Annotated in this window: 13 protein-coding genes; 9 read left to right on the plus strand and 4 right to left on the minus strand. The window is 69.7% G+C overall.

Going from position 1 to position 13870, the window contains the following annotated elements; all coding sequences use genetic code 11:
• Positions 1–222 precede the first annotated feature (222 nt).
• The 4 genes from ABGB17_RS14430 to ABGB17_RS14445 all read left to right on the plus strand — a co-directional run bounded on the left by ABGB17_RS14430 (position 223) and on the right by ABGB17_RS14445 (position 4809).
• Positions 223–1491 (plus strand): extracellular solute-binding protein, encoded by a 1269-nt coding sequence (locus ABGB17_RS14430; protein WP_347629472.1) that lies wholly within the window; start codon positions 223–225, stop codon positions 1489–1491.
• 64 nt (positions 1492–1555) lie between these two features.
• On the plus strand, positions 1556–2503 hold the full coding sequence (locus ABGB17_RS14435) for a sugar ABC transporter permease (RefSeq protein ID WP_347629474.1): 948 nt from the start codon (positions 1556–1558) through the stop codon (positions 2501–2503).
• The gene (locus ABGB17_RS14440) at positions 2503–3390 is read left to right on the plus strand and encodes a carbohydrate ABC transporter permease (RefSeq protein WP_347629476.1); all 888 of its coding nucleotides are present in this window, start codon (positions 2503–2505) and stop codon (positions 3388–3390) included. Before ABGB17_RS14435 ends, ABGB17_RS14440 begins: the two co-directional genes overlap by 1 nt.
• A 279-nt stretch (positions 3391–3669) precedes the next feature.
• Entirely contained in the window at positions 3670–4809 is a 1140-nt protein-coding gene (locus tag ABGB17_RS14445) for a ricin-type beta-trefoil lectin domain protein (RefSeq protein ID WP_347629478.1), read from the plus strand.
• A gap of 11 nt (positions 4810–4820) precedes the next feature.
• On the opposite strand, the gene ABGB17_RS14450 is transcribed toward ABGB17_RS14445, so the two are convergent.
• The gene (locus ABGB17_RS14450) at positions 4821–5477 is read right to left on the minus strand and encodes a response regulator transcription factor (protein WP_347629480.1); all 657 of its coding nucleotides are present in this window, start codon (positions 5475–5477) and stop codon (positions 4821–4823) included.
• Positions 5478–5532: 55 nt separating this feature from the next.
• Positions 5533–6687 (minus strand): HAMP domain-containing sensor histidine kinase, encoded by a 1155-nt coding sequence (locus ABGB17_RS14455; protein WP_347629482.1) that lies wholly within the window; start codon positions 6685–6687, stop codon positions 5533–5535.
• A 113-nt stretch (positions 6688–6800) separates the two neighbouring features.
• Between ABGB17_RS14455 and ABGB17_RS14460 the strand changes: the two genes are divergently transcribed.
• A complete protein-coding gene (locus tag ABGB17_RS14460) occupies positions 6801–7736 on the plus strand; it encodes an ATP-binding cassette domain-containing protein (RefSeq protein WP_347629484.1) in 936 nt (311 codons plus the stop codon).
• The gene (locus ABGB17_RS14465; protein ID WP_347629486.1) at positions 7733–9283 is read left to right on the plus strand and encodes an ABC transporter permease subunit; all 1551 of its coding nucleotides are present in this window, start codon (positions 7733–7735) and stop codon (positions 9281–9283) included. The genes ABGB17_RS14460 and ABGB17_RS14465 overlap by 4 nt, the downstream gene beginning before the upstream one ends.
• Before the next feature lie 25 nt (positions 9284–9308).
• On the opposite strand, the gene ABGB17_RS14470 is transcribed toward ABGB17_RS14465, so the two are convergent.
• Positions 9309–9734: an ATP-binding protein gene (locus ABGB17_RS14470; protein WP_347629488.1), complete on the minus strand. Its 426-nt coding sequence runs from the start codon at positions 9732–9734 to the stop codon at positions 9309–9311.
• A gap of 232 nt (positions 9735–9966) precedes the next feature.
• On the opposite strand from ABGB17_RS14470, the gene ABGB17_RS14475 reads away from it, so the two are divergent.
• Entirely contained in the window at positions 9967–10779 is an 813-nt protein-coding gene (locus tag ABGB17_RS14475; RefSeq protein ID WP_347629490.1) for a helix-turn-helix transcriptional regulator, read from the plus strand.
• A gap of 2 nt (positions 10780–10781) precedes the next feature.
• A complete protein-coding gene (locus tag ABGB17_RS14480; RefSeq protein ID WP_347629492.1) occupies positions 10782–10982 on the plus strand; it encodes a DUF397 domain-containing protein in 201 nt (66 codons plus the stop codon).
• Between the two features lie 42 nt (positions 10983–11024).
• On the opposite strand, the gene ABGB17_RS14485 is transcribed toward ABGB17_RS14480, so the two are convergent.
• Positions 11025–11810: a hypothetical protein gene (locus ABGB17_RS14485; RefSeq protein WP_347629494.1), complete on the minus strand. Its 786-nt coding sequence runs from the start codon at positions 11808–11810 to the stop codon at positions 11025–11027.
• A gap of 123 nt (positions 11811–11933) precedes the next feature.
• Between ABGB17_RS14485 and ABGB17_RS14490 the strand changes: the two genes are divergently transcribed.
• Complete coding sequence (locus ABGB17_RS14490; protein WP_347629496.1) at positions 11934–13436, plus strand: alpha/beta fold hydrolase; 1503 nt, start codon at positions 11934–11936, stop codon at positions 13434–13436.
• Positions 13437–13870 lie beyond the last annotated feature (434 nt).

Here is a 13870-nt window from a genome sequence, read left to right on the forward strand (position 1 = left end):
GGTTCCGTGCCGGATCGGATCGCCGTCAGCCGTCCACCGGGTGAGGTCACGGTGCGCCACGGTGCGGTGCCGCGCGGTGGCCGGACCGGTGTCTTGACGGATAGTGGTGGTGATCCTAAGGTGAGCGCAAACATGGGATGTTAAGGGCTAGTTACAGGTGTTGTGCCGCCACCAGGTAGCCGTCCGGGGCAATATCGACGACCTCACCTTGGAGCCGACATCATGCTGAGATCCGCACCCCCCGTTTTGCTTGTCCTGGCTCTGGCCCTGACCGGATGTTCCAGCGGTTCCGCCACGCCCGAAGGCCAAGGAACCAACAGCAAGAACTTCGAGTTCTGGTCGTTCACCGGCATCGACCAGAAGAGGGACGTCGAGGACTACGAGAAGGCCAACCCCGGTGTCGACATCAAGCTGACGGAGGTCGGCGGCTCCCAGGAGACCGCGCAGGCGCTCACCACGGCGCTCGCCGGCGGCAAGGTGCCCGACCTCGTCCTCATCCAGGGCGACGACCTCCCGAAGTTCGTGGAGCAGCCGCAGAACTTCCACGATCTGCGGTCGCTGGGCGCGGACAAGATGGCCGGCGACTACCTCGACTGGGTGTGGAGCCAGAGCGTCGGCGCGAACGGCGAGGTCATCGGGGTGCCGACCGACGTCGGTGGCATGGCCATGGCCTACCGCAAGGATCTGTTCGCCGAGGCCGGCCTGCCCACCGACCGCGAGGAGGTGGGCAAGCTGTGGCCGACGTGGGACGCTCTCATCGAGACCGGCAAGAAGTACACGGCCAAGACCGGCAAGGCCTTCCTGGACAACGCGAACACCAGCATCTTCTACCAGGCGTCCAACCAGGGCCCGCAGAAGTTCTACGACAAGGACCGCAAGCTCGTCTACGCGACCAGCAAGCAGGTCAAGGACGCCTTCGACTACTCACTCAAGGCGATACAGGCGGGCATCACCGCCAAGCTGGGCTCGTTCACCGAGGGGTGGAGCGCCGCCATGAAGAAGGGGGACTTCGCGGCGATCGCGGCCCCGTCGTGGCTGCTCAACCAGATCCGCAACAACGCGCCGGACACCAAGGGCAAGTGGGACATCGCCACGATCCCCGGGGGGGCCGGCAACTGGGGTGGCAGCTACCTCGCCATCCCGAAGAACGCGAAGAACCCCCAGGCCGCGTGGCGCTACATCACGGCCACGCAGTCACCGAGCGCCCAGCTCGCTCACTTCGTCAAGGTGGGCTCCCTGCCCACGACGCCGTCGGTGTTCAAGGACCCGCAGCTCACAGGTAAGAAGGACCCCTTCTTCTCGGACGCGCCCATCGGAGTGATCTACACCAACTCCCTGCTCGGCCTCGAGCCGTTCTACATCGGCCCCGACAGCGGCGCCATCGGCCAGGAGCTCCAGAACGCGCTGATCAACGTCGAGCAGGGCAAGGGTGACCCGGCGGCCGCCTGGACCTCCGCCCTGAACAACGTCAAGACCGCGATCGGCCAGTGACCCTCGGGTGGTACGCGCCGTGGCGCCCGGTCACCGGGCGCCACGGGGGAGAAAGAGACAGCTCGTGACGACCGCACAGACCGTCCGCACGACACGTCCGACGCCGCCGATCGCCACCTTGGTGCGGCGGCATCTCGGCGAGCGGCTCGCGCCGTACGCCTATATCGCGCCCTTCTTCCTGCTTTTCGCGATCTTCGGCCTCTTCCCGTTCCTCTTCACCTTCTACGTGGCCCTGTTCGACTGGAACCCGGTCGGGGACCACATCTACATCGGCGCGGACAACTTCACCCGCCTCCTGGACGACCCGCGGTTCTGGAACGCCGTCTACAACACCATCGGCATCTGGTTGCTCTCCACCGTGCCGCAACTGCTGGTGGCGCTCGGCCTCGCCCATCTGCTCAACCACACCCGGCTGCGCTTCGCCACCTTCTTCAGGATGTCGATGCTCGTGCCGTACATCACGTCGGTCGCCGCCACCGCGATCGTCTTCGCGCAGATGTTCGACCGCGACTACGGCCTGCTCAACTGGCTGCTCGGCCTGCTCGGGTTCGAGCACATCGACTTCGTCTCCTCGACGTGGGGGAGCTGGGTGCTCATCGCCACGATGGTGACATGGCGATGGTTCGGCTACACGGCGCTCCTCTACCTGGCCTCCCTGCAGGCCGTTCCCCGGGAGATCTACGAGGCGGCCTCGGTGGACGGCGCGAACGGCTGGCGGCAGTTCCTGCACATCACCGTGCCGTCCCTGCGTCCCGTGATCGTCTTCACCATCGTGACCTCCACCATCGGCGGCCTGCAGATCTTCGCCGAGCCCCTGCTGGTCGCGCGTTCCTCCCTCACCTGCGGGGCCGTCCGGCAGTGCCAGACGCTCACCCTCTTCCTCTACGAGCAGGGCTTCGGCCGGTTCGAGTTCGGGTACGGCGCGGCGATCGGCGTGGCGCTCTTCGTCATGATCGTCGCCCTCGCCGCCGTCAACTTCTTCCTCTCGACGCGCACCAGGGCGGAGCGATGATGACGACGACCCAGACACCCACGAGTGACGTCGTCGCGCCGGCCCGGCCGCCGGTGTCCCGGGGTCGCGTCGGCCGTGTCCGGTGGTGGGCCTACCTCCTGCTGATCATCGCCGCGTTCGCCTGCCTGTTCCCGTTGTACTGGATGTTCGTCGTCGCCACGACCGACACCGCCGCCGCGACGAAGTTGCCACCGGAGATCCTGCCGGGTGGGAACTTCTTCAAACTGGCCAATCTGGTCTTCACCACGGTCCCGTTCGTGCAGGCGTTCCTGAACAGCGTCATCGTCGCGGGGGCCATCGGGGTCGGGCACGCGATCCTCTGCTCCCTCGCCGGCTTCGCCTTCGCCAAGCTGAGGTTCCGCGGGCGCAACACGTTGTTCGTGCTTCTCGTCATCACCATGACCGTGCCGACTCAGCTCGCCGTCATCCCGCAGTACATGATCATCTCCTGGCTCGGCTGGGTCGACACGCTCCAAGCCCTCGTCGTGCCGGGGCTCGCCAGCGCGTTCGGCATCTTCTGGATGAGACAGCACATCTCCTCCACGATCAGCGACGAGCTCCTCCAGGCCGCCCGGGTGGACGGCGCCAACTCCTGGCAGATGTACTGGAGGATCATCTTCCCCATCGTCCGTCCCGCGGCGTTCGTCCTCGGGCTGCTGGGGTTCGTCACCGCGTGGAACGACTTCCTGTGGCCGTTCATCGTGCTGAAGTCGCCGGAGATGTACACGGTGCAGATCGCCATCAAGGCCCTGCAGAACAGCTTCGCCATCGACCTCGGCCTCGCCATGTCCGGCTCGTTCCTCGCGACGATCCCGCTGCTCCTGCTCTTCGTCGTGGTCGGCCGCAGGATGGTGTCGGGAATCATGGACGGCGCCTTCAAGGGCTGAGGAGCACTGCCGCGCCACGCACCTGAAACCTTTCCGGGCCGGGAGCTGAAAGTTTCGTCGTCAGGCCGGCCGAGGGTCGCCGCGTGCCTGGTCAGAGCGGTGCCGCGAGCGGGCTGAAACGTTTCCTTGCTCCTCCGAAACCTTGCTGAGACGATCACGGTCCATCGGCCACGGCGTCGCCGGGGCGGTCACTCCCGGCTCCCCGGAGACCGCCCGGCGTACCCCTGGGTGAACACCGCCCTTCGGGCACCTGTGCTGCGCGGGAAGGAACGAGCATTCATGTCGAGGACCTCACATGTGATCGGCGGCCTGATCGCCGGGCTGGCGCTGTTGCTGGCGGCGGTGTTCGCGCCGGGGGTGGCCGGCGCCGAGTCCAACGGCGGCGTGCGGGTGATGCCGCTCGGTGACTCGATCACCGACGGCTTCAACGTGCCGGGCGGGTACCGGATCAACCTGTGGCAGAGCCTGGTCTCGGGCGGCTACCGGGTCGACTTCGTCGGGTCGGGCTTCAACGGCCCCTCCAGCCTGGGGGACCACGACCACGAGGGCCACTCGGGCTGGCGGATCGACCAGATCGACGCCCAGATCGTCAACTGGCTGCGCACCTACACGCCGCGCACCGTGCTGCTGCACATCGGCACCAACGACATGTACAACTCCAGCGGCGCGCCCGCCCGGCTCGGCACCCTGCTCGACCGGATCTTCAGCACCGCGCCCGACACCTATGTGTTCGTCGCGACGATCATCCCGATGAGCGGCAGGGACAACGAGGTCCGCGGTTTCAACGCGGCCATCCCGGGCCTGGTGCAGACCCGCGCCAACGCGGGCCGCCGCATCTACCTGGTCGACATGTACAGCCGCCTGACGACCTCCGACCTCGCCGACGGCGTCCACCCCAACGCCGGCGGCTACAACAAGATGGCCGCCGCCTGGTACAGCGCCCTTCGTTCCGTCCCCGGCAGCCTCGAAGGCGGTTCGCCGACCCCCACCGCGACCCCCACCGTCACCCCCACGGTGACCCCGACTCCCACCCCGACCTCCGGGACCTCGTTCCGGCTGCGTAACGAAGGCGCGGGCCGGTGCGTGGACTCGCCGAACAGCGCCACCGCCAACGGCACCCAGCTCCAGGTCTACGACTGCCACACCAACGCCAACCAGAGGTTCACCCACACCTCCGGCCGGCAGTTGCAGCTCCTCGGCAAGTGCCTGGACGTGCCGACCGGCGGGGGCTCGGGCACCCGCATCCAGCTCTACGACTGCCACACCGGCACCAACCAGCAGTGGGTGTTCAACTCCAACGGCACGGTGACCAGCGTCGCCAACAACCTGTGCCTCAGCGTCACCGGCACCGGAAACACCTCCGGCGTGACCGTCGCCACCTGCAACGGCCAGGCCACCCAGCGGTGGACCAGGGCGTAAGCCGGGTCGCGCTAGCCCAGGCGGTACCCCACCCCGGGGGTCGTGGTGATGACCCCCGGGGTGCCGAGTTTGCGGCGCAGGCGGCCGATCGTCACGGTGACGGTGTTGGTCAGCGGGTCGGCGTGTTCGTCCCAGACCTGTTCCAGGAGGTCCTCCGTGCTGAGGAACGCGGGGGCGGCGCGCAGGAGGGCCTCCAGCAGGGCGAACTCCTTGACCGAGAGGTCCAGCAGGCGGCCGTCGCGGGTGACGGTGCGCCGCAGCGGGTCCAGTTCGATGCCGGCCGCCTTCAGGACGCGGGGGCGGGCCTGGGGGCGGCGGCGGGCCAGGGAGTGGATGCGCAGGACCAGCTCGGGGAAGTGGAACGGCTTGGCGAGGTAGTCGTCGGCGCCGAGGGTGAGGCCGCTGACGCGGTCGCCGGGGGAGCCGGCGGCGGTGAGCATCAGCACCATGACGCGGCCGTCCCTCTCGGTGATCATCTGGCAGAGGGTGTCGCCGTGGATGCCCGGCAGGTCGCGGTCGAGCACCACCACCTCGTAGGCGTTGACGTCCAGCTTCGCCGCGGCCTCCAGCCCGTCGTGCGCCACGTCCACGGCCATGCCCTGGTCGCGCAGCCCTTCGGCGAGGACGGCGGCGAGCGCGCGGGCGTCCTCGACGACGAGCACCCTCATGACCTGCTCCCGGGACCCGCGGGTGTCCCCGTGCCGGTGCGCGCGTCCGGCCGCCTCACGCCCGGACCTCCGCCCGCGCCAGGGGGAGCGCGACGGTCACCCGCAGCCCGCCCTCGGGGCGGGCCGTCAGCTCCAGGGTGCCGCCGTGGGCGGTGGCGACGGACGCGACGATGGACAGGCCGAGGCCGGAGCCGGTGTCGGAGCCGGTGCGGTCGGCGCCGAGGCGGCGGAACGGCTCGGACAGCAGGGCGACCTGCGCCTCGTCGAGCGGCTCGCCGCCGGACTCCACGACCAGGCGGGCCGTGCCGTCCCCGGCCGCGGTGGCGACCCTGATCCAGCCGCCGTCCTCGTTGTGGGTGATCGCGTTGTCGATCACGTTCCCGGCCATGCGGGACAGCAGCGTGCGGCTTCCCCGCACCCAGGCGTCGCCGCGCGTGTCGTCGTGGACGGTGAGGTCACGGGCCGCGATGTCGGCGGCGCGTCCGGCCAGCACCTCGCCCGCCACGCCGCCGAGCGAGACCGGCGCGTCGCCCGGCAGGTCGCCGTGCTGGGCGCGGGCCAGGGTGAGGAAACCCTCCAGCAGCCGGTCCACCTGGTCCAGCTCGGTGCGCAGCCGATCGGCCAGCGTCACCGTCTGTGCCGGGACCGGGCCGGGCTTGGCCACCGCCACGTCCAGGGACGCCCGCATCGTCGCCAGGGGGGTGCGCAGCTCGTGGGAGGCGTTGGCGACGAAGCGGCGCTGGGCGGCGAAGGACGCCTCCAGCCGTTCGAGCAGCTCGTCGATGGTGTCGGCGAGGTCCTTCACCTCGTCGGCGGGCCCCGGCACGGCCAGCCGTTCGTGCAGGTTGTCCGCCGAGATGCGCCGGGTGGCCGCCGTGATCGTCCTGAGCGGCCGCAGCACCCGGCCCGCCACGACCCGCCCGAGCCCCGCCGACACCAGCCCCATGACGGCGAGCGCGAGCAGCGAACCGACGAGGAGCTGGCGCGACTGCGCGGCGTGCAGGCCCTCGAGCTGCGCCTGGAGCTGCGCGACATGCCGTAGCGCCGCCTCCGGCTGGGGCGGCTGCGGCTGCGGCGCGACCGTGGTGCTGCCCATCGCTCCCATGCCGAACAGGTTGGTGATGATCAGCAACCCGGCGCCGGACAGCAGGAACAGTCCGCCGTACAGCGCGGTGAACCGCACCCGTACGGTGCGGGCGGGCAGTCTCATCGGTCGTCTCCCCAGAGGTCGTGCTGGGTACCAGCATGCCGGGTCCCGCCTAACAGGGGCATGACAGCGGCCGTTCTGCCGTCGTTACCGGCATGTCCGTAGAAATCCTCGTCATGGAAGCGACCATCGAAGTCAACGGCCTGCGCAAGCGCTACGGCCCCGCCGTGGCCCTGGACGGCATGTCCTTCACCGTGCGGCCCGGCCACGTCACCGGGTTCGCCGGCCCCAACGGCGCCGGCAAGTCCACCGCGATGCGGATCATCCTCGGCCTGGCCGCGCCCGACGCCGGCACCGCCCTGATCGGCGGCAGGCCGTACCGGAGCCTGCGCCGGCCCCTCACCCACGTCGGGGCGCTGCTCGACGCGGGCGCCCCGCAGCCGTCCCGTAAGGCGCGTGACCACCTGCTGTGGCTGGCTCACTCGCAGGGCCTGCCCGCGTCCCGGGTGGACGAGGTGCTCGGCCTCGCGGGGCTGGGGGAGGTGGCCCGGCGCAGGACAGGCGGCTTCTCCCTGGGCATGCGGCAGCGGCTCGGTGTCGCGGCGGCCCTGCTCGGCGACCCGTCCGTGCTCGTGCTCGACGAACCGTTCAACGGCCTGGACCCCGAAGGCATCGTGTGGATGCGCGAGTTCCTCACCGACCTGGCCGCGCGGGGGCGGGCCGTGCTGGTGTCGAGCCACCTGATGAGCGAACTGCAGGACGTGGCCGGCCACGTGGTGGTCGTCGGCCGCGGCCGGGTCCTCGCGGACGCCACGGTCCAGGACCTGCTGGCCACCGCGTCCGCCGGCCGCGTGACCCTGCGGACCACCTCCCCGGCCGAGGCGCTCAGAGCGCTGGCGGCCACCGGCGCCACCGCGACCACGTCCGCCCCCGGCACGCTGGACGTCTCCGGCCTCACCGGCGAACGGATCGTCGCCGCGCTCACCGCCCACGAGGTGCCGTTCTCCGAGGTCACCCCCCACCGGGCGACGCTGGAGGAGGCGTACATGGAGCTCACCGCCGACGCCGTCCAGTACCGCGCCGCCGCGCCGCACGAGGGAGCGTCGCGATGACCCGGCGACACCCCGCCAAGGGGTTCACGACCGCCGGCCGTGACGGCGCGATGATCTGGTTGCTGCGCGCGGAGTGGACCAAGTTCCGTACCGTCCGCGGGTGGGTGGCCGGCATGCTGGGGGCGGCGGTCGTGTTCGTGGCGCTCGGCGTGCTGACCGCGGCGAGCAGTCACACGACGTGCGGCGCCGGTGCGGTCGAGGTGGCCTGTCCCGTGCCGCCGCTCGGGCCGGAGGGCGGGGCGGTGGACGACACGTTCCTGTTCGCGCACCGCGCCCTCACGGGGGACGGCGCCATCACGGCCCGGCTCACCGGCATGACCGGCGTCATCACCTACCCGCCGCCGGACCACGACGAGATCGTCCCCGGCCTGGTGCCCTGGGCCAAGGCCGGGGTCATCGTCAAGGCGGACACCCGCCCCGGTTCGTCGTACGCGGCCCTGATGCTCACCGGGAAGCACGGCGTCCATCTGCAGCACGACTTCACCCACGACACCGCCGGCCGCCCCGGAGGCGTCTCGGCGGCGTCCCCCCGCTGGCTCCGCCTGGTCCGCGCCGGAGGCACGATCACCGGCTACGAGTCCACCGACGGCACCCGCTGGACCAAGGTCGGCACCGTCCGCCCCGCCCGCCTGCCCGGCACGGTGCGCGTCGGCCTGTTCGTCGCCTCCCCCGGCGACCTGACGGTGAAGCCCGGCGGCGTCTCCCAGGTCCGCTTCACCCAGACCACCGGCGTCTTCGACAACGTCACCACGCAGGGCGCCGCCGGCGCGTGGCGCCACGAGGAGGTCGGCGGCGACGAGGCGATGACCGACTGGGAGCGTTACCACCGCCCCGCCGGCGTCCGTGAGGCCGCCGGCACCCTCACCGTGACCGGCTCAGGCGACATCGCCCCCAAGACCGACGGCCGCCGCATCGAACAGACCCTCGCCGGTCTTCTCCCCGCCCTGATGCTCGTGATCGTCGTTGCGACGCTCTTCACCACCACCGAGTACCGCCGCGGCCTGATCCGCGCCACCCTGCTCACCACCCCCAGCCGCACCCGCACCCTGGCCGCGAAGACCGCCGTCCTCGCCGCCGTCACCTTCACCTGCGCCCTGGCCGCCACCGCCGTCACGATGCCCCTGGCCACCCGCGTCCTGCACGCCGGCGGCAACATCCTCCTCCCCGTCCCCGCGCTCACCGAACTGCGCGTCACCCTGGGCATGGCCACCGCCTTCGCCCTGGCCGCCACCCTCGTCGCCGCCCTCGGCACCCTGTACCGCCGCGCCGCCCCCACCGTCACCACGGCCTTCGCCCTGCTGGTCCTGCCCTACATCCTCTCCGTCGTCCTCCCCGACACCCCCGCCCGCCTCCTGCTGACCCTCACCCCCGCCGCCGCCTTCGCCGTCCAGCAAACCGCCCCCGAATACCCCCAGGTGACCGCCTACTACGCCCCGTCCGGCGGCTACTTCCCCCTCCCGCCGTGGGCCGGCCTCACCGTCCTGGTCGCCTGGACCGCCGCGGCCCTGGTGACCGCCGCCCTCCTGCTCGACCGGAGGGACGCGTGACCGGCGCGGAACACGTCCACCCAGGTCATCGCACCAGCTCGAACCACACGACCCGCCCCGGGCAGGTGTCGTACCACCCCCACGCCGACGAGAGCCGCTGGACGAGCCACAACCCCCGCCCGCCCTCGCAGAACAGCGGGACCTCCACCGGCACCTCAGGGATGGGAGCGGCCGACCCCGCGTCCGCCACCTCGACCCGCAGCACCCCCGCACCCTCGTAGACCCGCACCCGCACCACGCCGTGCGGCATCCGCCCCGAGTCGGAATGCCGCACGGCGTTCGCCGTCAACTCCCCGACCATCAACTCCACGTCGTCCGCCACCACCAGTTCCGCCGCCGCCAGCAGCCCCCGCACACAGACCCGCGCTCCGCTCACCGCCGCCGGCCGCCCCGGCAACTCCACACTCCCGACCACATGCGGCCGGGAATGCGGAGAAGTCTGTTCCGCCATTTGTCTTCTCCGTTATCGAAGGAATGTCGGTTTCGCTGTGGGATTTTTTACCTGACGACGCGTCGCCGGTGTGCCTAGAATGCCGCCAGCGATGTCCCGCGAGCATCGAAGAACCCCCGACAACCACCGACCGATAACTCCAGACAATGTAGGGCCCAGTCATCATTTTGTCGGCACGGTCATCATTCCCACGTCACCGCGGAGCCACAAAATGCACGATATCTCCCCCCGTATGTCCCCCTCCGAGCGCTTCGGCCACGAACTGGTCAGACACCGCAAGGAGAAGGGCCTTTCCCAGGCCCGCCTGGCCGACCGCCTCGGCTGCTCCCCGTCCCTGATCGGCCACATAGAAACCGGCAACCGCCGCCCCCAGCTCGATTTCGCCGAGGCCTGCGACCGCGTCTTCGGTTTCACGGACTCCAGCGTCTTCGCCCGCCTGTGCCGCCGGATAACCGAGCTGCCGTCCGGCCCTCACTGGTTCCTCCGCTGGCAGGAGGAGATAGAACCCCAGGCCATGACCCTCCGCACCTGGGACCCCCTCCTGATCCCCGGCCTCCTCCAGACCGAGGACTACGCCAGAGCCATCTTCCGCGGCCACTACGCCACCTCGGAGAGAAGGGTCGAGGAGCAGGTCAGGAACCGTATGCAACGCCAGGTCATCCTCGAAAGAGAGGACCCACCCCTCCTCCGGGTCCTCCTGGACGAGTGGATCCTCAACCGCCCCATCGGCACCCCGAAGGTGATGGCCGACCAACTCCATCACCTGGCCACCGTGACCACCCGTCGCACCATATCCATCCAGTTGGTCCCATACGACACCTCCTGTACGGACGGTCTGATGTCCGGCTTCGCCATAGCCGAGTCCGCCGACACTCACACGGTCGTTTCCGTGGAATCCGCCGGTACTGGCGATGTCTCCGCCGACCCAGAAGTGGTCACGCTGATCATGTCCCGATATGACACGATAAGAGCAGAGGCTTACCGCCCCGCCGAGTCCCTGGCGATGATCAAGGAAGCGGCAGCGCAATGGACCCAGAGGAGCTGAAAATGCCAGACCTCTCCACCGCCCAATGGCGAAAGAGCTCTTACAGCGGCAACAGCGGCGGCAACTGCTTAGAGGCGGCTTGCAACTTTCCCGGGCTGGTCGCGGTCCGCGACAGCAAGAACCCCTCCGGGCCCGTGCTGGTATTCACCTCGCACGAATGGGACGCGTTCACCGGCGCCATGAAGAGCGGGCATTTCTCCTGACTGCCTGCGCCGGATCGGGGACGTCACGCGCGAACGTCCCGGTCAGGTGAAGTCCATCCCGTGCAGGTCGAGACGCTGGGCCTCGGCGAGGACGCTCCACGTGCCGGGGGCGTCCAGGAAGGTGGTCGACGGCGGCCCGTCCATCAGCGGATGGAGCGTTCCAGGCCCGGGCCCGGCGTCTCCCAGCGTCAGTTCGCCGCTGGACAACACAACGCCGTCGGGTGTGAGTTCCGCGTGGAAGGACGCCGACCAGTCCTGGTGACAGAGAAACCGTGAGCGCAGGTTCTGACTGCGGGTGACCAGCCAGCAGCCGAACCTCCACGAGCCGGAGAACCGCGTGAGCCGTGCACCCGAAGGGGACACCAGCGGAACGGCGAACTGCGGCGAGTCGTAGAAGTCGATCCCGATGAAGGGCCCGGTACCGTCGAACCGCCGCGGCTCGCCGTACCAGATGTCCTCGTTGTCGTTACCGTCGATCACAGGCTCGGTCGTCCGCCTGAGCAGCGACTGCACGTACACACCCGCCGGCGTGTAATAGTCCGCCTGCATCCGCGCGTCGAACATCGTCTGGACCCACCCGAGGTCCGTGCCGACCTCCGCGCCGACCTGCCTGCGGTCGATGTAGGCCTGCGCCTGGATCGCCGACGTGGTGACCACCGCGTTCTCCGCCGTCACCCCGGTCTGAAAGTCCCCCGTGACCTCGAACTGCGGCAAAGCATGAGCGGGAGGCGGCGCGGGCACCGGCAGGGGTGCCTGCACCTGCACCTGTAACTGCTCCTGCCCCCCTTCCTCACCCTGCTGTTTCGCCTGCTCCTCGTACGGATGCATGGGCCGTTCCCCTCCATGGGCGGACAGTGCCGGAAGTGGGACGCCTGAGCCTGACAGGACGTTGCCATCCCCTGCCGGCCGCCGATCGCCGGATTGTCGGACCCACGAACTAGGGTCGCCGGTGTGGCCGATGAGAAGACCTTCCGCGTCAACGACGTCGATCTGTGTGTCCAGACGTTCGGGGAGCCGGGTGACCCGGCGATTCTGCTGATCGCGGGTGTCTCGTCCTCGATGGACTGGTGGGAGCCGGAGTTCTGTGAGCGGCTGGCCGCCGGTTCCCGGTTCGTGATCCGGTACGACCATCGGGACACCGGGCGGTCGGCCGGCTACCCGGTGGGGGCGCCGGGCTACTCGGGTGACGACCTGATCGCGGACGCGGCCGGGGTGCTCGACGTGCTGGGGGTCACGCGGGCGCACGTGGTGGGCATCTCGATGGGAGGTGCGATGGCGCAGGTCATCGCGCTGGAACATCCCGAGCGGGTGGCCTCCCTGACCCTGATCAGCACGAGCGGAGGGCCGGGTGATCCGGATCTGCCGGGCATGACCGAGGCGCTGCAGGCCACGTTCGCCGATCCGCCGCAGGAGCCGGACTGGTCCGACCGGGACGCCGTGATCGATCACATCGTGGACGGTTGCCGGCCGTACGCGGCACCGTCCCGGCCGTTCGACGAGGCCGGGGTGCGGGAGGTCGCCACCCGGGTGGTCGAGCGGTCCTCGAACATCGAGGCCGCGATGAAGAACCACTGGCTGATCGAGGGCTCCGGCGGCTGGCGCGCGCGGTTGCCGGAGATCGCGGTGCCCGTGCTGGTCCTGCACGGCACCGAGGACCCGCTGTTCCCGCTGCCCCACGGCCGCGCGCTGGCCGACGAGATCCCCGACGCGCGACTGCTGCCCCTGGAAGGCGTCGGCCACGAACTGCCCCGCACGGCGTGGGACGTCGTGGTCCCCGCCATCCTGTGGCACACCTCCGGCGGCTGGGGCCGGCAGGCCGGCGTCCTCGCCGCCAAGGCACTGGCCGGCGACGACCCCACCGGCTGGTTCGAGCGCCTGTACGCCGCCGCCGACGCCGGAGAGGTCCCGATGCCCTGGGACCGCGAAGGCCCCCGCGAGCAGCTCCGCGAATGGGCCGCGTCCCGCGCCCTCACCGGCGAGGGCCGCCGAGCCCTCGTGATCGGCTGCGGCCTCGGCAACGACGCCGAGTACATCGCCACCCTGGGCTTCGACACCGACGCCTTCGACATCTCCGCCACCGCGATCCGCACCGCCCGCACCCGCCACCCCACCTCGGCGGTGCGCTACCGCACCGCCGACCTGTTCACCCTCCCCCCCGAGTGGACCGCAGCCTTCGACCTGGTAGTAGAGATCTTCACCGTCCAGGCCCTCCCCCCAAGCCTGCGCGACCAGGCCATAACCGTCATCCGCCACCTCCCCGCCCCCGGCGGCACACTCATCGTCATCATGGCGTCCAGAGACACCGCCGAGGAAGCCGAAGACGGCCCACCCTGGCCCCTCACCCGCACCGAAATGGAATCCTTCGCCCAGGACGACCTTTCCCTCGTCCACCTGGAAGAACTTCCTGACCCGCGACTCTGGCGGGCAGAATTCCGGCGCGACGCCAGGCCGTAAATTCGCCGGCCGTAAACCTCTCGATATGCCATGAAGCATTCGGTCCAGCGGCGGCCGCCTTTTTCTCGTAACCGCTGTCGATACTCTTCGATGTCACGAAACGCTTCTCCTCGGTGATGTGAGCTAAGTCACTGTTGCCATGCCGATCTTCTCGCCCATACGGTTTCGAGTGCTTCATGCGTCCCTCGCGGCCGATGTCGACGCCAGGTGACGGGCTCGATTAACAGATGTCCGATTGCATTCTGGCGTGGCTGCAAAAGAGGTGTGCAATGAGTGGCTCTCGATTATTCCGGCGACTTGGTTTGTCCGTCACGTGCCTGAGCGTCTCCACGATGCTCGTCGCCGGGCTCGGTGCACCTGACGGATTCGCGCCTGCCGCTCTCGCCGGATCCGCAGGGCAATGGACCGTTCCGATATCTGACGCGGACGTGGAC

This window comes from Sphaerisporangium sp. B11E5, from assembly GCF_039871875.1.
Classification (GTDB): Bacteria; Actinomycetota; Actinomycetes; order Streptosporangiales; family Streptosporangiaceae; genus Sphaerisporangium.

Excerpts from the sequence above, each read along its gene's own strand:
- ABGB17_RS14430 (WP_347629472.1), top strand. The coding sequence starts at position 223 with ATGCTGAGATCCGCACCCCCCGTTTTGCTTGTCCTGGCTCTGGCCCTG.
- ABGB17_RS14440 (WP_347629476.1), top strand. The coding sequence starts at position 2,503 with ATGACGACGACCCAGACACCCACGAGTGACGTCGTCGCGCCGGCCCGG.
- ABGB17_RS14445 (WP_347629478.1), top strand. The coding sequence starts at position 3,670 with ATGTCGAGGACCTCACATGTGATCGGCGGCCTGATCGCCGGGCTGGCG.
- ABGB17_RS14450 (WP_347629480.1), bottom strand. The coding sequence starts at position 5,477 with ATGAGGGTGCTCGTCGTCGAGGACGCCCGCGCGCTCGCCGCCGTCCTC.
- ABGB17_RS14455 (WP_347629482.1), bottom strand. The coding sequence starts at position 6,687 with ATGAGACTGCCCGCCCGCACCGTACGGGTGCGGTTCACCGCGCTGTAC.
- ABGB17_RS14460 (WP_347629484.1), top strand. The coding sequence starts at position 6,801 with ATGGAAGCGACCATCGAAGTCAACGGCCTGCGCAAGCGCTACGGCCCC.
- ABGB17_RS14465 (WP_347629486.1), top strand. The coding sequence starts at position 7,733 with ATGACCCGGCGACACCCCGCCAAGGGGTTCACGACCGCCGGCCGTGAC.
- ABGB17_RS14470 (WP_347629488.1), bottom strand. The coding sequence starts at position 9,734 with ATGGCGGAACAGACTTCTCCGCATTCCCGGCCGCATGTGGTCGGGAGT.
- ABGB17_RS14475 (WP_347629490.1), top strand. The coding sequence starts at position 9,967 with ATGTCCCCCTCCGAGCGCTTCGGCCACGAACTGGTCAGACACCGCAAG.
- ABGB17_RS14480 (WP_347629492.1), top strand. The coding sequence starts at position 10,782 with ATGCCAGACCTCTCCACCGCCCAATGGCGAAAGAGCTCTTACAGCGGC.
- ABGB17_RS14485 (WP_347629494.1), bottom strand. The coding sequence starts at position 11,810 with ATGCATCCGTACGAGGAGCAGGCGAAACAGCAGGGTGAGGAAGGGGGG.